This window comes from Gilliamella sp. ESL0232 (assembly GCF_013346885.1).
GTDB lineage: Bacteria > Pseudomonadota > Gammaproteobacteria > Enterobacterales > Orbaceae > Gilliamella > Gilliamella bombi.
Genome location: NZ_JAAEDW010000011.1, coordinates 83,887 through 102,242, shown reverse-complemented (window position 1 = coordinate 102,242; position 18,356 = coordinate 83,887). Strand labels below are relative to the sequence as shown.

Annotated in this window: 25 protein-coding genes and 3 pseudogenes; 9 read left to right on the top strand and 19 right to left on the bottom strand. The window is 31.0% G+C overall.

The window, feature by feature from the left end; translation table 11 throughout:
* From GYW75_RS11365 to GYW75_RS12850, 6 genes and pseudogenes are all read right to left on the bottom strand, one after another.
* Positions 1–385, bottom strand: a 385-nt coding sequence (locus GYW75_RS11365; protein WP_174799418.1) for an HTH domain-containing protein, incomplete at its 3' end; no start/stop codon positions are given.
* Between the two features lie 74 nt (positions 386–459).
* Positions 460–933: a hypothetical protein gene (locus GYW75_RS11360; RefSeq protein ID WP_174799417.1), complete on the bottom strand. Its 474-nt coding sequence runs from the start codon at positions 931–933 to the stop codon at positions 460–462.
* 631 nt (positions 934–1,564) lie between these two features.
* The gene (locus GYW75_RS11355; RefSeq protein WP_085166087.1) at positions 1,565–1,858 is read right to left on the bottom strand and encodes a hypothetical protein; all 294 of its coding nucleotides are present in this window, start codon (positions 1,856–1,858) and stop codon (positions 1,565–1,567) included.
* A 569-nt stretch (positions 1,859–2,427) separates the two neighbouring features.
* Positions 2,428–2,817 carry an Imm50 family immunity protein gene (locus tag GYW75_RS11350; protein ID WP_065609578.1) on the bottom strand — a complete coding sequence of 130 codons (390 nt, stop codon included), beginning with the start codon at positions 2,815–2,817 and terminating at the stop codon, positions 2,428–2,430.
* Positions 2,818–3,257: 440 nt separating this feature from the next.
* A complete protein-coding gene (locus GYW75_RS11345) occupies positions 3,258–3,686 on the bottom strand; it encodes a hypothetical protein (RefSeq protein ID WP_174799416.1) in 429 nt (142 codons plus the stop codon).
* Positions 3,687–3,790: 104 nt separating this feature from the next.
* A pseudogene (locus GYW75_RS12850) lies at positions 3,791–3,988 on the bottom strand (integrase core domain-containing protein); the annotation flags it as partial.
* Positions 3,989–4,400: 412 nt separating this feature from the next.
* Here GYW75_RS12850 and GYW75_RS11335 point away from each other — a divergent pair.
* From GYW75_RS11335 to GYW75_RS12840, 6 genes and pseudogenes are all read left to right on the top strand, one after another.
* Positions 4,401–4,751, top strand: a complete 351-nt coding sequence (locus GYW75_RS11335) for a hypothetical protein (protein WP_174799415.1) — start codon at positions 4,401–4,403, stop codon at positions 4,749–4,751.
* A 140-nt stretch (positions 4,752–4,891) separates the two neighbouring features.
* Positions 4,892–5,145 (top strand): annotated as a pseudogene (locus tag GYW75_RS12845) (RHS repeat domain-containing protein); the annotation flags it as partial.
* A 325-nt stretch (positions 5,146–5,470) separates the two neighbouring features.
* Positions 5,471–5,815 carry a hypothetical protein gene (locus GYW75_RS11325; protein WP_065609572.1) on the top strand — a complete coding sequence of 115 codons (345 nt, stop codon included), beginning with the start codon at positions 5,471–5,473 and terminating at the stop codon, positions 5,813–5,815.
* Positions 5,816–6,044: 229 nt separating this feature from the next.
* A complete protein-coding gene (locus GYW75_RS11320) occupies positions 6,045–6,407 on the top strand; it encodes a hypothetical protein (RefSeq protein WP_065609570.1) in 363 nt (120 codons plus the stop codon).
* 30 nt (positions 6,408–6,437) lie between these two features.
* The gene (locus GYW75_RS11315) at positions 6,438–6,617 is read left to right on the top strand and encodes a hypothetical protein (protein ID WP_065609568.1); all 180 of its coding nucleotides are present in this window, start codon (positions 6,438–6,440) and stop codon (positions 6,615–6,617) included.
* On the top strand, positions 6,608–6,769 hold the full coding sequence (locus GYW75_RS12840) for an NTF2 fold immunity protein (RefSeq protein ID WP_174799422.1): 162 nt from the start codon (positions 6,608–6,610) through the stop codon (positions 6,767–6,769). The genes GYW75_RS11315 and GYW75_RS12840 overlap by 10 nt, the downstream gene beginning before the upstream one ends.
* Positions 6,770–6,773: 4 nt before the next feature.
* Here GYW75_RS12840 and GYW75_RS11305 read toward each other — a convergent pair.
* Positions 6,774–7,846, bottom strand: a protein-coding gene (locus GYW75_RS11305) for an IS3 family transposase (RefSeq protein ID WP_411579531.1) whose coding sequence is annotated in 2 segments (ribosomal slippage) — positions 6,774–7,639 and positions 7,639–7,846 — 1,074 coding nt in all. Because the reading frame shifts where the segments join, the coding sequence is not laid out codon by codon here.
* 111 nt (positions 7,847–7,957) lie between these two features.
* Between GYW75_RS11305 and GYW75_RS11300 the strand changes: the two genes are divergently transcribed.
* The 3 genes from GYW75_RS11300 to GYW75_RS11290 all read left to right on the top strand — a co-directional run bounded on the left by GYW75_RS11300 (position 7,958) and on the right by GYW75_RS11290 (position 10,000).
* Positions 7,958–8,548 (top strand): imm11 family protein, encoded by a 591-nt coding sequence (locus GYW75_RS11300; RefSeq protein ID WP_202983977.1) that lies wholly within the window; start codon positions 7,958–7,960, stop codon positions 8,546–8,548.
* Between the two features lie 439 nt (positions 8,549–8,987).
* Entirely contained in the window at positions 8,988–9,443 is a 456-nt protein-coding gene (locus GYW75_RS11295; RefSeq protein ID WP_174799414.1) for an RHS domain-containing protein, read from the top strand.
* Positions 9,428–10,000, top strand: a complete 573-nt coding sequence (locus GYW75_RS11290) for an integrase core domain-containing protein (RefSeq protein ID WP_174799413.1) — start codon at positions 9,428–9,430, stop codon at positions 9,998–10,000. The genes GYW75_RS11295 and GYW75_RS11290 overlap by 16 nt, the downstream gene beginning before the upstream one ends.
* 364 nt (positions 10,001–10,364) lie before the next feature.
* Here GYW75_RS11290 and GYW75_RS11285 read toward each other — a convergent pair whose 3' ends face one another.
* The 12 genes and pseudogenes from GYW75_RS11285 to GYW75_RS11235 all read right to left on the bottom strand — a co-directional run bounded on the left by GYW75_RS11285 (position 10,365) and on the right by GYW75_RS11235 (position 18,154).
* Positions 10,365–10,946 (bottom strand): hypothetical protein, encoded by a 582-nt coding sequence (locus tag GYW75_RS11285; protein ID WP_174799412.1) that lies wholly within the window; start codon positions 10,944–10,946, stop codon positions 10,365–10,367.
* A gap of 323 nt (positions 10,947–11,269) precedes the next feature.
* Positions 11,270–11,527: pseudogene (locus GYW75_RS12835) on the bottom strand (RHS repeat domain-containing protein); the annotation flags it as partial.
* A gap of 140 nt (positions 11,528–11,667) precedes the next feature.
* Positions 11,668–12,018, bottom strand: coding sequence for a hypothetical protein (locus GYW75_RS11275; protein ID WP_174799411.1), 351 nt, complete (start codon positions 12,016–12,018; stop codon positions 11,668–11,670).
* Between the two features lie 297 nt (positions 12,019–12,315).
* Entirely contained in the window at positions 12,316–12,732 is a 417-nt protein-coding gene (locus tag GYW75_RS11270) for a hypothetical protein (protein ID WP_085166134.1), read from the bottom strand.
* A gap of 422 nt (positions 12,733–13,154) precedes the next feature.
* Positions 13,155–13,766, bottom strand: coding sequence for a hypothetical protein (locus GYW75_RS11265; protein ID WP_065610599.1), 612 nt, complete (start codon positions 13,764–13,766; stop codon positions 13,155–13,157).
* 448 nt (positions 13,767–14,214) lie between these two features.
* Positions 14,215–14,508, bottom strand: coding sequence for a hypothetical protein (locus GYW75_RS11260; RefSeq protein ID WP_085166133.1), 294 nt, complete (start codon positions 14,506–14,508; stop codon positions 14,215–14,217).
* Between the two features lie 254 nt (positions 14,509–14,762).
* Positions 14,763–15,209, bottom strand: coding sequence for a type IV secretion protein Rhs (locus GYW75_RS11255; RefSeq protein ID WP_174799410.1), 447 nt, complete (start codon positions 15,207–15,209; stop codon positions 14,763–14,765).
* Positions 15,210–15,455: 246 nt separating this feature from the next.
* Positions 15,456–15,851, bottom strand: a complete 396-nt coding sequence (locus tag GYW75_RS11250; RefSeq protein ID WP_085166131.1) for a hypothetical protein — start codon at positions 15,849–15,851, stop codon at positions 15,456–15,458.
* A gap of 190 nt (positions 15,852–16,041) precedes the next feature.
* The gene (locus GYW75_RS11245; protein WP_174799409.1) at positions 16,042–16,380 is read right to left on the bottom strand and encodes a DUF7716 domain-containing protein; all 339 of its coding nucleotides are present in this window, start codon (positions 16,378–16,380) and stop codon (positions 16,042–16,044) included.
* A 309-nt stretch (positions 16,381–16,689) separates the two neighbouring features.
* Complete coding sequence (locus tag GYW75_RS12600; RefSeq protein ID WP_255456993.1) at positions 16,690–16,824, bottom strand: hypothetical protein; 135 nt, start codon at positions 16,822–16,824, stop codon at positions 16,690–16,692.
* 416 nt (positions 16,825–17,240) lie between these two features.
* On the bottom strand, positions 17,241–17,729 hold the full coding sequence (locus tag GYW75_RS11240) for a hypothetical protein (RefSeq protein WP_174799408.1): 489 nt from the start codon (positions 17,727–17,729) through the stop codon (positions 17,241–17,243).
* A gap of 56 nt (positions 17,730–17,785) precedes the next feature.
* A complete protein-coding gene (locus GYW75_RS11235) occupies positions 17,786–18,154 on the bottom strand; it encodes a hypothetical protein (RefSeq protein ID WP_085166158.1) in 369 nt (122 codons plus the stop codon).
* Positions 18,155–18,356 lie beyond the last annotated feature (202 nt).

Below are 18,356 nucleotides of genomic sequence, written 5' to 3'. Positions count from 1 at the left end.
CATCAATACCGACAAATAAATATTCTCTAGTTTGCTGTTTCGTTTCATTTTTAAGTAAAGGTAAACGTTTGGTATCAACGTGTAGCATTTCTCCCGGATAGGTTTTGTTATAGCGTTTAGCTTGCCGCCTTAATTTATCTTCAATCGATTTTTCGACTTTAACCAGACGGTTAATTCCATAACGAATGGTTTTATAACGTTCATTCTTACTGGTTAAAGGCACAAAAAGCTTCAATCGGGCTTTCCTTAGTACATTATAAATGGTAGGCCGACTGACCATAAAGCGTTTTGCCAAATCAGTGACCGTTATTTTTTCTTTATGATATAAGCGCCATATCTCTTGTCTGTGATAAGCCGTTAGTTTTGTTTTTTTATGTATACTCATTACAGTAGTTTCTCAAATTACTGTAAACAACGCTAGTAAATCCTACAACTAAAATTTTATTAAAAAATTTAAATTTAAAAATATTTCATATGTTTTTGTATTAATTTTAAACTTTTTTTTATCTCTATTACATCTTTTAATTTTTCTGCTTCACTAGGTATATTTCGAATCAATAAATTTGCATTTTTCTTTAATAGGTTAAACAAATAGGTGCATTCTATTTTACCGCTATATACTACTTCCTTTTTATCATATCTATTATCTATAAATTTAATATTACAGGTTTCACCAACAAAATGAACCTCAAAATAGAATGGTCCATCCATAAAACTAAAATGGGCTACATTATTTTTTTTAGCTATATTATTTTTTTTAATTTTACAAGCTTCTCTTAACCACCAATTTAATATAATGACAGTAAAATCATCCCATTTCTTGTCTGGAAAAAATATATTTCCGATTTGGAAATATATTTCCGAAAATATTTGAGTTGATACTTCACTTTTTGATACACGAATAGAATCAGGATTAATTATTAAATCAATCATTATAGGACTCCTTTAGGATAAGCAGTTTCAATTTTTTTAGTAACTTTATTTACCCAAATTTCAATTATCATATTATCAGATGTGCCTCGTTCCAATTCGTTCATCTTGAGATTTAAGGACTTTAATATTAGTATATGCTTCTCTGACAGCACGTTCAATTTGTTTTGGAGACATATTCTTAGGAAATAAATCTTTCTTTCCGCTTATTAATATTACTTTTCCTGCATACTATGTCGTTCAAAAATATGATCCATATCTATTTTAACCTTTTTCATACTAGGCAAATTAACTGGTTTCTTTCTTTTTGAAGGTACATAATTCCAACCCCACGGAGCAATACAAGTCAATCCATTAGCGGCATACTGATGCAGGTTAATTCCACCACAGCTAAACCAATCAGGTCCAACTGGGTAAAGCGTCCTATCTGGAGCATAATATCTGAAAGTATTGTAATATAAACTAGTTACTTGTCTAAATTCTATCCTTGATAATATGAATTATATTGTATCGGCTCATATACTATTTTCTGTATCATTATACTTCAAAACTAATAGCGGATTTTCTACAATAAGGTAGCAAAGAAATAAAAACTATGAATATTTAGATATGCGATCTTTTCTACATTTGTTAATTACTCTAATAATGAAAAAGCATGATGAAATTCTTCATTTTTTATCAAATCCTGTATCGTTTTATTTATTATTTTGTCATTTAAACTTTCAACAATAATCATATCTGATGCCCAAAAATATAAGCCATTACAACACTCTTTTGTTTCTTTATACTTATTTAAAATAGAAATTATATTTTCGATAGTGAAAAATGTTGCAGTATACCGCTTTCCATTGTCTAAAAAAACTTCAACATCAACATTATCATTTACCAGATTAAGATCTTGATCATATTTTAAAATTTTAATATTCAAAATACTTAAGCTCCTATACCAAATACTTTTAAAACTTCATTGATAACTGTTTGCTGGTTAGCCTTGTTAGATTTACCTAAACCTAATATTTCAATTATACTATCATTTATTTCTCTAAAATAAACATATGCCCCATATCGATCTCTAGCTTCAGAAATTCGTTGGTTCCAATACCTAGATTTTTATTATTTAAAAAGCTGTTCTATTAAATGATCGATACTTGATTAATGCGATTTTCCTGTAATCTCGACTTCTTTAACAAGATTATTACTTTCTTATTCGCGAATGAATTTTAAACAACTCAAACCCCACGATTCAAGCCACAAACAATTCAACTAGATATGGCTGAGTAAATCTACCTATACCCAGATCATAATACCCTGAAAGTATTGTAATGTAAGCTGGTTTCCACTATCTAAATATCGTCCCTGATATCTGATTTTGTACAATTGATTCGTGTTCGATTTCCTGAATCCGTTTTATCCCAAAGTTGAAAGCTGCATTCCCTTTGCGGTCTATTTGATGTTTTTGATGCACCGAGCTAATAAAAATTTATTTCATCTTTATTTTTAATTCCATCTTTCATCTATATAGGGAGTTATACTTTCTATAATTAAAAACTTTGATTTACAGTAAAGTTGTAATTTGTTATGTTGAACTGTTATTTCAGAATAATCAGTAAAAGAATTGATGGTTGGTGAACAGAAAAAACCAATTTTTGAACCAGACATATTTAACTGAACTATCTCATTAAAAGTAATAATTAAATTTAATGCATTAAATTCAACTTTATCCCATTTTTTAGGGTAAATTTTGGGGATTTCCTTGCAATTTAAATGACATTTAAACTCTGAATAGCTGTCAAATGAAACACTATTCAATTCAATAGATTGAAAATTAAATTCGTTATTAAACATAAATTGAATTTTTTCTCTGCCTAATGCATTTTCAAACCACATATCAATTCCTTTAGAGAAATTATGATGACCAGGAGTTCCAGAAACATAACCAGTATCCTGATTATTTGAAGGTCTAACATTATATTTGATTCAGTACCATGACTCTGTTCTGTTTTAGAGTACCCAAAACTATACTCTTGAATGAAGGTGGATTTTCTTTTTTTATCAATACATTCACTTTATTGCTGACCATTTCCAGCAATCATAATATTGCTATCTCGTAAAGATGACCGTGTAATGGTGATTGATTGGCATACCAACACCACGCTTACCTATCTAAATGCATCTCTTCGACTTTTACCATCATACGATGTTTTCTTATTTTTTAACCAAATAGATCAAACCAAATCAACCCATTAGGCACATAATGATACAGATTAACCTACCCCAACAGCTGAATCGAGATTATCAGGATAAAGCGTCCGCAGTTGAATATGTATTTATTTTATTTTTTCATTAAGAATATTAATAAACAAATTATATATATTCTGGCAAAAATTTGAATTTTCAATTGCTTCAGGTAACACGAGTAAATAATAACATACATTATCAAAATGCAAATTTATATCATAAGGTTCAAAATCAGAATCATTATCAAATTCAAATAGTGTAGCGATTCCATTCAACGTTGTATTTTTTGCCTCAACTCCAAAACAACCTTCACCATTAATATCCAAATTATAGCCATTCTCAAGGTGATAATCTTGCATTTCATCATTTTTATAGAAAAATAGAAATTCTTCATCTCGAAAACTATCTTGTTTATATTTATAATTAATAGACGCTATTTTTTTGATCAATGAAGAAAATACATCATCTATCAACTTATTAGTGTAAAAGCCATACATAACACCTGTCCATTCAGTCATATATTTATCTCCTAAACTGTTTGCATCCGGAAATGCAGTATTTAATATCATCTCGAAGCTTATTTGTAAATACCCCAAACGCAGTACACAACTCGCGTAGAAAATTAAACTGCTTGTTTTAGTGTTTTATACTCAATCGGTGTCATGTTATTTAATACCTCATGCGGTCTTTCGGTATTATAAATCGTTAACCATGCTTCAGTTATTCTCCTTGCTTGTGCTAAGTTGTTAAAAAGATATAAATCGAGTACTTCAGTACGATAGGTACGATTAAATCGTTCAATATAGCCATTTTGATAAGGGCACCGGGCTAGATATAATCAATGGTTATATCATGTGATTTAGCCCAGTTTATCTAAAATAGCCACGATTTGATGTTCAGTCATTTTTTTCATAATTAAATCCCCCATTTCTTTTATCATAGAGAATTTTCTACTTTTTTGCTGTACTATTTTAGGGAATAGTTACACTGAGCCTAATCGTTTCTCAAGAGCTAGATTTAAGTATAAGGGTGATGGATATCAAATATATGGACATGGCACGGATTTTTCCGCGGAAGCCAAATGGCTAACATCTAACTTAGCAAATGGTCTAATGGCTTGTATTACCAATACCTTAAATAAGCAGAATCATAGAACTGATGTAATATGGGAACCTTTTCGTAGTGACAATAATGGGGCTCAGATTTTATTAGATGGCTCAGGATATTAATTTATGAACGAGAATATACTATACAATTTTTTGAAAAATAAAACAACCTATTTAGATTATGACGATGAACTAAAGCTAATGGATATTATGACTAAACTACCTATGAGTTGGCTCATTAAAAATAAAAAGGAATTTATTGATGCTTTAGAGGAATTAGAGATCTCACATACAGAAACTGGATTTTTATATCAAGAGGAATGTGACGATATTATATTTGATAATTTTTGTGAATGGCTAAAAGAAGTAAATAATAAAACTGGCATAGCGACATTAATCTATATTAAAGATTTGAGTTCGGAAGGACTAGATGAATTTAGAAAAAATCTTAGAAAAGATGAAAATACAAATAAGTAAGATCTAAACAATATTAGATCTAAATCTTTATACGTCTTGAATTGGTATTCAGGGGTGTTATTATCATAATTTATTAAGAAAAATGTTTAGTCAATAAATATTTAACAAAATAAAAGGCTATTCATTAATACTAGAAAGTACCGGAAGAACTAACCGATGCAAACGGCGAAATACTGTGGGAATGCAGCTTTCAGCTATGGGGAAAAACTGATTCATGAAATCGAACACGAATCAGTAGAGCAAAACCTCAGATATCAGGGACAATATTTAGACAGGAAAACCAGTTTACATTACAATACTTTCAAGTATTATGCTCCGGATATAGGCTGATTTACCCAGCTAGATCCGATTGGGTTGCTGTAAGGGGGTTAATCTGTATCAGTATGCGTTTAATGGGGTGGTTTGAATTGATCTGTGGTGGGGGAGTTTACCAGAAGATATGTATAAAACGATTTTCAACTTAAGGCTTCTATTGAAAGTAAATATCCAGGAATTTTGGAGATAGTTTTATCCGGTAAAATGGTGTTTTCCTAGGAAAAGCACTGACTGGGATTGATTGGTCAACTAAATGGTACCATCATGAAAGAGTCGGTGGTTTATTGCAGTTAGTTGGCAAGAAAGATCATAACTCTAGATATCTTGATTATCACCTTAAAGGCTTATGAAGGAAAGAACTCATGGGGCGGTGGTTCGTATTGTAGTGAAATTTGAGGATACCAATGAATAGCTTTAAATCTATATATGAATTAATAAAGAACCTTAATCTTCTAGACCAAGGGGAATGGATTTATGCAAATTTAAATTCGTGGAATAGTAATCCAGAATATACAGAGTTTTATTATATTCCATGGGATTACATTCAAAATTTAGATGATGATGAGATATATCTTGATGAAGAAGATATGGAAATGCCTCTTGCTGTTAAAGGATTAAATTTAAGAGGATGGATGCTGGTTGGTTCTTTAGACTATGTAACCCAAAATAAATCAGACTTTGAGCATGATAATAAATGGCTGATTGATGAAATAAATTATTATCGAAATAATGATACATTTAGAACATAAATATAAATTTGGCAAAATTAATCTAATTCTTTTGCTCATCCATTAATTAATTCACTAATTATTTAATAATAACAAAGATTAGCGGCTAATTAAAAAAAACGATACCTAGAGCATACTGTTACACTATTATTATAACCCACAGGGCACATCGCTACTTATCCCGCCAATGATATGAAATTTGGTGAATATCAAAAGCTACTTAATCGAATTGAATGGAATTAACTTATAAATGGCGAAACTTATTATTGATGAAAAAGAAGCATTTACAGATTTAAAAAGAATAATGCGATCATGGAATCTGAATGATAACTCAGAGAAATTAATGGATGAATTTTTCGAAAAACTAATCCAATTTAAATGGAATAGAAAAAAGATATATAATTTTACATTTGTGTATATAAAAGATAACTTATCTGATTTGGATTACAATGATATACCCGCGGTTGCTTTTGATTATTTAAGTGATATAGAGACATCAATTATTGGTTATTGTAGCTATGGTTCAATTTTGAAAATTCCTGATGAACCACAAAATCCAGATGAACTAATAGCTTATGTTAGAGGTGAAAAATGGAAAGATTGTGTTGAGTAAAATATTTAACAAATAGGAGAACTAAACTAAATGAATTTAGAAAATGCAAAAAATACATTAAAAGAATTTATTATGGCGATGAATCACTGGGAAGTCCATTATTATCCATTAGTAAAAAATGATTTATCGAATGATGTTCGTTTAAAAATGATTAATAATTTAAATTTTGTACAAAAAAAGAACGAAAATATGGTAGGCAAATTTCATTAGGGTGTGGAAATCCGCCTGAATATTCGCCAGATGAAAAGATATTAAAAACTAAGGAATTAAAAGGCAATAAAGCAGCTATTTATACTCAAGAACAAAATGGGGTAGAAGATCAATTTTGTAAATATCCCAAACTTAGTACACAACTCACGTAGAAAATCATGCTGCTTGTTTTAGTGTTTTATACTCAATCGGTGTCATGTTATTTAATGCCTCATGCGGTCTTTCGGTGTTATAAATCGTTAACCATTCTTCGGTTATTCTCCTTGCTTGTGCTAAGTTGTTAAAAAGATATAAATCGAGTACTTCAGTACGATAGGTACGATTAAATCGTTCAATATAGCCATTTTGATAAGGACTACTAGGCTGGATATAATCAATGGTTATATCATGTGATTTAGCCCAGTTTATAAAGGTTTTTCCTGTAAATTCTGGTCCATTATCGACCCGTATTTTTAATGGATACCCTCGATATTCAGCCAGTTTATCTAAGTAACGGGTAATCCTTCCTGTTGGTAAGCTTACTGCAATATCAATCCCTAACGCCTCACGATTAAAGTCATCGATAACATTGAATGTCCTAAAGCGACGCTGATTACGACTACTGTCACTCATAAAATCCATTGACCAACATTCACCTTGTTTATTGGGTGCTGATAGCCTTTCTGGGCTTCGTGGAGGAATGCGCTGTTTACGCTTTATCCTGAGATTAAGCTTTAATTGGCAATACACCCGTTTATGATTCCATTTATAGCCGAGCTTTTTGATACGATTAAAGCATTTAGGAAAGCCCCAGCGTAAATGCCTGTCCGTGATAGCATTCAACACCGAAATAATCACTGAATCATCCTGTAACTTAGGTTGATAATAGTAAGCACAACGGCTTAAGCCAACAATGGCACAACTCATAGCAATAGTAACTGAATGATTTTGTTTTAGTTGCTGTGCCCACGTTTTACGTGCCTTTGTGGGCACTAAAGCTTTTTTATTATTTCTTCCTACAGCTGGGATTTTAAGCTCAGTTAGGCAAACATCTGCTTAAGCTTGCGGTTTTCAGCCTCCAGCTCCTTTAAGCGTTTGATATCCGAAGTTTCCATTCCGCCGTATTTTTCTCGCCATTTATAGAAAGTTGAATTACCCATGCCATATTTACGGCACAGTTCTTTAACCGGAATACCCGCTTCAGCTTCTTTTAAAATAGCCACGATTTGATGTTCAGTCATTTTTTTCATAATTAAATCCCCTTTTCTTTTATCATAGAGAATTTTCTACTTTTTTGCTGTACTATTTTAGGGGATAGTTACAAAGTTAAATAATGCTTGTTGAATTTAGGTGGTGAAAAGATGAGCTATATAATTTCAATAGAAGAAAATACATATAATATGCTTGATTATCTCCATGATATATCCATGGATTTCTCACTATTTAATGAGGGGATTAGCCTTAAAGGTCTTGATTGTACTTTAAAATATAAAGCTAAGAATAAATCCTGTTTTAATAAATTAAAAAAGTGTCACATGCTATCTACTACTGGACCTGAGTTAGTTAGCCTGGAGCTCAGGGCTATTCTTGAAAGTGTAGTGCCAACAGAAGTTGAATTTTTTAATGCCGAAATAATATATGGAAATGAAATTTTTGATGGTTTTAGTGTGATAAATCCCATAATAAAGATAGATTGTTGTGATATGAACAAAAGCGAATATCAGTTGACTAATTTCGATCCAAATAATCCTGCTTACATGTTTTTATATACAGTAATATTAGACGATATACCTGATGGTTATAATATTGTTAGATGCAAAGAACAACCAAATTTAATTGTGATCAATAATAAAGTAAAATCGGCTATTTTAAGTGCTGGCTTACAGGGAATTAAATTCTGTAAGGAAATTGATTTGACATATAAAGATCGGACTATATGTGAATCGAGTTGAATATATTTTCAATTAGATTAGTTATAAAAAATTCTAAAATTGTAACTATCCCTTAAAATAGTGGAATGGCAACACATATTCAAACAACAAAATTAAGGAGTGGTTGTTAGTTAAACTCTATCGGTGGCAAATAACATAACGATGAATGCAACCATTTGTGATTGTACCAATAAGCATAGGCTGCAAAAGATTGTCGCAATTCTAAGGAAAAAATAATAATAAAAGGAGAAATGTTTAAAGTTTCAAAAAGTGAACTAATAAATTTTATTCAAAAATCAATAGATATGGGTGATATGCGAGAATTTCTGATTTCACCGATTTCGACCAATAGTAAAAAGGAAGTTCTATATTTAACAGAAGATTCATATTATTTATATGAACCTTAGTTTTATTTAATTATACATATAGAAAGTAAATACATCACGACAACCTAGACAGGATGGTAAGCAAAAAACACAGCAAACACGGCCAAACCGATTACCGCCACGACGAGCACGGCCGAACCCAAACCAAACAGAGCATCGGCGCCACCCAGCACTACCACTACGACGCCGAACACCGCCTGAGCGAAGTACGCATCGAACAGCTCAACAAAACCGAACGATACCGCTACCTCTATGACGCCCTTGGCAGACGCATCGAAAAACAGAAGTTAGACCGCGAAGGCAAACCCTACAACCGTACCCGCTTCCTGTGGGACGGCTTAAGAATGATTCAGGAAACCGGCCCGAATCACCCCACCAGCCTGTATATCTATATCGACCAGAACAGCTACGAACCACTGGCGCGGATAGATAAACGAGGTAATGACCCAGAAAGAGTCATGTACTTCCACACCGACCTCAACGGCTGTCCGGAAGAGCTTACCGATGCAAACGGGTGTATTGCCAATTAAAGCTTAATCTCAGGATAAAGCGTAAACAGCGCATTCCTCCACGAAGCCCAGAAAGGCTATCAGCACCCAATAAACAAGGTGAATGTTGGTCAATGGATTTTATGAGTGACAGTAGTCGTAATCAACGTCGCTTTAGGACATTCAATGTCATCGATGACTTTAATCGTGAGGCGTTAGGGATTGATATTGCAGTAAGCTTACCAGCAGGAAGGATTACCCGTTACTTAGATAAACTGGCTGAATATCATGGGTATCCATTAAAAATACGGGTCGATAATGGGCCAGAATTTACAGGAAAAACCTTTATAAACTGGGCTAAATCACATGATATAACCATTGATTATATCCAGCCTAGTAGCCCTTATCAAAATGGCTATATTGAACGATTTAATCGTACCTATCGTACTGAAGTACTCGATTTATATCTTTTTAACAACTTAGCACAAGCAAGGAGAATAACCGAAGAATGGTTAACGATTTATAATACCGAAAGACCGCATGAGGCATTAAATAACATGACACCGATTGAGTATAAAACACTAAAACAAGCAGCATGATTTTCTACGTGAGTTGTGTACTAAGTTTGGGGTATTTACATAAGCTGTCTTCTCTGTCTAAATATTGTTCCTGATATCTAAGGTTTTGTTCTAATGATTCGTGTTTGATTTCATGAATGCCCTTACCCCAAATCTGATAGTTGCATTACCACAGTATTTCGCCATTCACATCTGGTAGTTCTTTCTGGCTGCCGTTCAGGTTAGTATAGGAATACAAGCTGGTAGGATAATTCAGCCTGTTTCCTAAGCTATCCTTAAACAGTCCCACAGGAACAGGTATGGTTGTAGTGTTTGCCTTCGTGGGTTAGGTAAAGCTTACTTTTACAGCTGTGCTAGTAACCTTTATTGTTTCGCTATTTTAAAACTATCGTATTGTATATACCCATAATGATTCTTTTTTTGTTTTAAAAAAATTAGAGGAAGAAAAGTCGATATCATTCTTTTTTGAATATGAAAGTAATAGATCATAGGTAACCCTATCTCTAATTCGCTTTTTATTATATTGTTCTTTGTCTTCAAACCACAAAAGATCACCTTTTTCATAAAAAAGCCATTTATCTTCTTTCATTGCCCTAACTAAGCGGACAGTTTCTCCAGAATCAGTAAAACTCATCTCTATTAAAGGGTAAGCTCCACTTAGTATCCTAAATGATAGATAGCTTGAATGGTTTGCTTCCGTTATACAATAAAGTAAGGAATCCCAACCATCAGATAAATTAGATACAAAGATTAATTTATTATCATTCACACATGAATAATAAAAAGCTCCTACTGGTGGGAAATAGCCACCTTTTTGAATATTCAAATGTATTTCTTCAATTAGTTTTCTACTTTTTTGAGGCTCATACAACCAGTTTAATCCATTCTGAATAATACTTTCAATCTCTGTGAGATTACTATTAACTATGGAAAACGCTAACATCTTATTCATATCTTGAAAAGCCATTTAAAATATTTCCTGAATCGTCAATTAACTAAAATGTATTTCTGGCATTAGGATCAAGTCTTGGAATTATATTTTGATGTCCAAGGCTACCCTTTAATATTGTATCCACTTCAATATTATGGTGTTTACAATCTAAATCAAATTGAATATCTGGTCTATTTTTACCAACTACATTACCTTTTAATATCTACTTTCGGATGGTTCTAGCACCGTGATTTTTAGCATCCTTAATAATATTGTCAATAAAATTATTATGAGCTAATCCATCGTATTTTTTCCATTACCATGATTTGGACAAGCAGCCCCCCCACAGTTCCACCCAACAAACCATTAGGTGCATACTGATACGGATTCAAGCCACCCAACAGCCCAATCAGATCCGGCTGAGTAAATCTACCTATATCCAGATCATAATACCTAAAGGTATTGTAATGTAAGCCAGTTTCTCTGTCTAAATATTGTCCCTGATATCTGAGGTTTTGCTCTACTGATTCGTGTTCGATTTCATGAATCAGTTTTCCCCATAGCTGAAAGCTGCATTCCCACAGTATTTCGCCGTTTGCATCGGTTAGTTCTTCCGGTACTTTCTAGTATTAATGAATAGCCTTTTATTTTGTTAAATATTTATTGACTAAACATTTTTCTTAATAAATTATGATAATAACACCCCTAAATACCAATTCAAGACGTATAAAGATTTAGATCTAATATTGTTTAGATCTTACTTATCTGTATTTTCATCTTTTCTAATACTTTCTCTAAATTTATTAAGTCCAACACTTGAAAAATCATCAATATACATTAATGTAGGTATGCCGGTTTTATTATTTACTTCTCTTAGCCATTCACAAAAATTATCAAATATAATATCGTCACATTCCTCTTGTAATAAAAATCCACCATCCGTATGTGAGTCATGTAATTGGTCTAAAGCACAAATAAATTCATCTTTATTTTTAATGAACCAACTCATAGGTAGTTTAGTCATAATACCTATTAGTTTTAGTTCATCATCATAATCTAAAAAGGATGGTTTATTTTTCAAAAAATTGTATAGTATATTCTCGTTCATAAATTAATATCCTGAGCCATCTAATAAAATCTGAGCCCCATTATTGTCACTACGAAAAGGTTCCCATATTACATCAGTTCTATGATTCTGCTTATTTAAGGTATTGGTAATACAAGCCATTAGACCATTTGCTAAGTTAGATGTTAGCCATTTGGCTTCCGCGGAAAAATCCGTGCCATGTCCATATATTTGATATCCATCACCCTTATACTTAAATCTAGCTCTTGAGAAACGATTAGGCTCAGCCCTTCAATTGTTTGCTATTTCTCTTTATTTGGCACATATATCGATATTTTATTAGATTTCCCCTCCTTTATAAACATAAATAGGTTGCATTGTTCCTCTTTCGCCATTTTCTCCAAGACAAAAGGTAAAGTCTTTATTAACAAAATAGATAGCAGGAAATAAACCATCATTTCTATTTTCAAGATATGATAAAAAGTTTTTCAAAGAAGATAAAAATAAGTACATATTTTTTCCTTTTCCATCGACTAATACATAACCCTGTATATTTTTATCTATATCAAGATTAGTAATATCAATCGCCCCTTTTGGCGCTATATAGTGATTCCATAAAGGACCATGAGTCTTTATATCTTTTTTAACAAAAGGTTTTCTGAAAGTATGAATAATAACTTTTCTAATTTCTATTGCTTTATCGTTCTCAATGTTTGTACCAAAAAAATTGGTATATGTCGAAAATAATAGGTCCATAAATTAATTCCATATATCATAAAATACATGTCCGTCTGCCCCTTATTTAGTCTGCCAGTCATACCATTTTATATGTTGAAGATCATTATCGAATGGAACTGTAGATTCTGGAATTCTATGATATTCATAGCCTCAGTTTACAGTTTTAGGGTGTAGTTTATTATGTGAAAAACCTTCACCAAAAATATCTTCAATTAGCTCTCAAGTATTGCGCTCATTTGGAACACGTATATTGTGAATGTTATTGCCATCATTATCAGTTACATATACTCTAGTCATTCTTAATTTTCTACTGCTTTTTGCTATGCTTTTATTCCTGGCTTTGCATTGCAGACGGATTTTGCGACCGTTTTTAAACTGGTATTTAGCACCAGAGAGGGTATAATACTTTTCGATGCTGTCAGATAGTTATGTTAAAATAATTATGCCATTTGAACAAAAAAAAGACCCGCATTATTAAAATCATCAATTTTCTTTTTTAAAAATAAATACCCAATAGCATCAGATAAAAATAATGCTCCACCATCATGAACTGGAATATCTGATGAATATAATTGACCAATAAAATCATATTGTTGCATTAATTTTTCACAAGCAACAATTCCCTTGGGTATTTTATTTGACAAAAAAGAAAATGTTGGATAATCACTATTCTTTAATTGTGTTTTTTTTAATTCAAGATATTGAGGAGCAAGGCTATTACTATTTTCGCATAGCTTTGATATGCCTGTTAACGTTACTCTTGTAAATCCTGATTTTAAGTGATCGAGTTCTGCATCATCACCAAAATAAACAATATCGTCTAAGAAATATCTATTTTCATTATAAGTTGAAAATACGGAAATATATTTATCTTTAGGAAGATTAATTCCACTAATAGAATCAGATAATTTATCATTATCAATTGTGAATAATAATGTTAAATTTTCACCTAATGGATTTTGGGGCCACTTGCCATCAATAAATGCACCTCCTCCAAATTTGATACCACTATTTTCATTTGATGAAGGTATAAGTTCATATACTTGTTGCATGATATCTCCATTAACAACATTTGCTAATTTTTTATAAAATCTATCTGTTTTTTTTCAGGAATACCAGCTCTTTTCAGAAAATAAATTTGTAAATACCTCTAGACTTAGTACACAACTTACGTAGAAAATTAAGCTGCTTGTTTTGGTGTTTTATACCCAATCGATGTTATGTTATTTAATGCCTCATGCGGTCTTTCAGTGTTATAATGTAATCCAGACCTTATCTAAATACTATCTCTGATATCTAATAAAATCTTGCTATATTGATTCATACTCAATTTCCTGAATACCCCTGCCCCATAACTGAAAACTGCATTTCCTCAGTATTTCGCCGTTCGCATCGGGCAGTTCTTCTGGACAGTCGTTCTATGCGGACTTTGCTCAGGTGGTGTTCAGCGTCATAGTGGTAGTACTATTAGCCAACCTAATTTAATTTCAGTTTTTCTTTTTAACTTAAAAATATTTTTTCAATATATTCGCTTACTTTTGAATTAATATTACTTATATACTTCATGTCTTCATAAGAGCCAAATTTTAAAGCACCTTCTAAGTTATCATGCAGGACTAAAAGATTATATGCTAATTCCTTTGAAATAAAATCTTTTTCTTTATAATTAGTTACCATTTCATCTAGTGAAGAATAGAGATCATTCATTGTTTTTTCATCTAACTTATTTAATAATCTAATTTTTCCAACTACGTCGATAATCTTTTCATTAACATCAGAATTTATAATGTTCATAAAATACCTAATTAGTTACATGTCCTGCAACCATATATTATTCGAGTTTAGTTAAAAAAGTCCAAAAGTTATGTTTTCATCTTGTCTAATAACTCTATAGACTTTGCCGTTTTTTATACAACCAAACTTTCTTTGCTAATCGATTAATTCACGTTAGAGAATTAGGCGCATACAGAAACAGATTAAATCTACCCAATAACCCAATCAGGTCTAGCTGAGTAAATTTACCTATATCTGGGTTTCAAATAATAAAATTAAACAGACTTTTTTAGTGATAATCCAAAATCGATAAATCCCTCAGAACTTATAACAAGACACCATTTATTTAAAGAATCAAAAAAATAATGATGTTGAGGGATGCTTTCTACAGCAAAAGCTAGAAAACTATCAAATTGATTAAATTTTAAATGTACTGCAAAATTTAAAGATGAATCATTTATATAGTAAATATCTCCGCTTTCTCTAATTTTAGCGGATATATCATTATCTATAATAAATTTTTTTATTGTAAATAACCAATTAGAATAGCTTCCAAAAAGTTGATTACTTTTGTGTTTAAGAGTTTTTGACCAATCAATTTTGGTTCCTTTCCACTCAAACGAATTAGATAATTGGTATGCAATATTTTCCCAGTTATCGATCAACTCTGCTGGTTCTGATAATTGAGAAAGTTTAATTTTTATTTCATCATCAAAAGTCATGAAACTCTCCATGGCTTAGAAGGAAGTTTAAATCTAAGCTACTACACTGTCGCTGACTGCTATTTAGTTTTACTATAAACTACTGTGATGCATTTCCCTACGTCTATTTATTTTTATAATAATTATAATAAATATGCTGTTCCACTGTTAGTTTATGTGCCAATTGACTCGTTTTATCTCATTTGTAATCCGCCCTTTGCACCAACTTGTATAGCTATAAAACAAAATACTACTAATAGATAATAATTATTTATATTTACTAAATTTTTCTACCCAGCCTTTTTTTGTGAATAGTTCACCTGATAAACCATCACTGATATCAACAATATTTTTTTCATTTTTACCTTCTTGAGATATTAATAATCTTATACTTTCTTCATTTTGTTCTAGCATATCTAATGTATTGTAAATAACACTATCAATAGCAGTCAGTACTACTTTTTTTAAAATTTCAATCTGATGTTTATCAAATATTTTTAATTCATTATTTAATTTAACCATATTTGCAGATTTAATTTTACCTTGAACCATTCCTTCAAATTCAAAAATTGACTGATCTCTAACACGACTAATGAGCTTTTGACCAAAAATATCAAGTAATTCTTTATCTAGCATATTAAGACTCTCCGGTTTAATTCCCATGGATTTCCCCATAACTGAAAGCTGCATTCCCACAATATTTCACGGTTTGCATCAGGTTGCGCCGATGGTCTGTTTGATATCGGATGATGATACTTATCTGGTGCTGGTGGCCATCGCCATAAAAATGAGGCTAAGGCCAAATATATCCCTGTTATTTAAATAATTTATATTATTGCAGAAATTTAATAAATTAGAGATCTAAAAAATTGTCATATTCAGAATAATAATTTAATGCTTTTATAAATTCATTTGTAGTAGCTGAAGGTTTCTGATCTATAACTGAATCGACTACATCAGCAAATTGTTGACCTGAGTAAAGATAGTTTAGTTTCTTTTTTAACACAAGAGGCGGATAAATTTCTTTTCCATTATCATCTACATCTGGATAGTCATCAATGTAATAACTTTTATTACTTAGCAAATCTTCATCAGATTCACTATAGAGACAAAAATCATCACCTCTTTCAATATTGCCTTTCACATAAGAGATAATATCCTTTATTGGATAAAGATTACCTTTAACAAGCATAATATTCATACTCCGTAATAGAAATTATTTAACAAAGTTTCTTACTGATAAAATCATTTAAAATTCATTTTGATTATTCTTCTACATATCACGGCCACTTTTATAAATAACATCCGTTGTTGAAATTTTTAATGTTTCATTAAAGACCTAACTAAAGAAATTTGCTTATATCAAAATAAGAGTTCCCATGAAATCATTGTGTAAGTCAGCTTCTATTTTTAAATATCAACTTTAAAATTGATACTTGTGGTGCCTTTTGATTATCAAATGATTTAATTAAAGAAGAATAGTTTGAAGTTATTTCTTTGGTTAAAACGGCAAAGTTCCTTTTATACTCCCAAAATGCTCAACATTGACATCCAATGATTTAAAATAATTAAAAGCATCGATTATATTTGAGAATTCTTTAATTTCTTCTGTACCATAATCCTCAATAATTTCCATCTTTTTCTATGATATAGAAAAAATACGTATTATATAATCCATTTTTCTTTTTCAGTGCGTATTGGAATAAATAGCATTCACCATCTATTTCCTTTACTTCATCAAATCCTCTAACCTTGCCTTTTTCTATGACAGAAATTAAATGTTCAATTGAAAAGTTATTCATCTATATCGATACTCACCATTGTTCCATTTGAACGTTTAATGCTTATATGGAGCAAAGAGCTATGCCCTGTTCCTTTAGTGTCGTCATAACCATATTACACGACAGATATTAGAATCAATAGAATAATTTTTTTGTAACAAATTTTACCACTTTTTTTTGATTTTACACTAATTTGTAGTTCCTTGAGGGCCTCCTTGTAAAAATTTAATGTTTTTAGGTTTTACAAAAAATTAAATACCTTTAAATATTATTAAAAGGGTAAATTAATTTTTTTATTAAGTTTTTCTTCAATAAGCATAGATAATTTCTCAAATAATGTTTCCCAAACCTGTACATACTCTATTTTACTGATAGAAAGTTTCATATCAGGAATTTTTCCATTATATATACCTACATCTGGTCCCTTCTTATATTCAAGTTCTACACCTTTATCATTAATGTCATAATAGAAGTAAAAATCTGAACCTTGCTCACAAAACCAAATATCATCTTTGCCTGTCCAATTATTTTTTACTCGTTTGATTGACTTAACTATTTCTTCATAACATACTGTTATATCAGGATAAAGATAAAGATCAATATTTACTTTGTAAGTGCCTTTCAGTTTAATAAAAAACTCACAATCAACATATCTTCTCAATTCTTCCAATGCATATTGAAAATGAGTTAGTTCATCATCTATATCATTATCAATATCGCCTATAGGATTTTTATATTTAATATTGAATATGGTTTCCATTTTAGTTTCCATGAATATATGACATAATTTTTACTTTGAGGTATTAATAAAAACACCTAGTCACAGTATACATATATATTTAAACCATCATTGAATGATTTTTCCAGAAAATCAATGAAATGAATAATTGTTTCAAGATGTAATTTTTTTGTTTTAATAAGGCTTTTTAATTCCTTTATCAAAGGCTGAATTTCACCATATAAAATGGTAGTATCAGCATAATAATCATCAATTTTTTTTATTATTGGATACTGACTTAATGGTTTCGCATTATTGAGTAATTTATCATAATCAAATTTCCTAAATGAAAATACTGGTGTGCTTTCATCTATTTTCTTTTCATTTTTTGATGCCATAAAATCCAAAGCCATAAATACCTCATATTTAACTTGATGAGAAGCCTCTATTCCTTTTCCGTTTATCATTACCACTATTCAATCCCACTGATGGTTTCAAGCCAATCCATCACACACTGACACAGGTTAAACCTGACTAAAAACCTAAAACGGATCAAGCTGAACAAAGTGGACAATATCTGGAGCATAATACCTGAAAGTATTGTAATATAAGCCAATTTTTATGTATAAATATTGTCTTCAATACCAACTGGGAGCAGATTAACCTGAC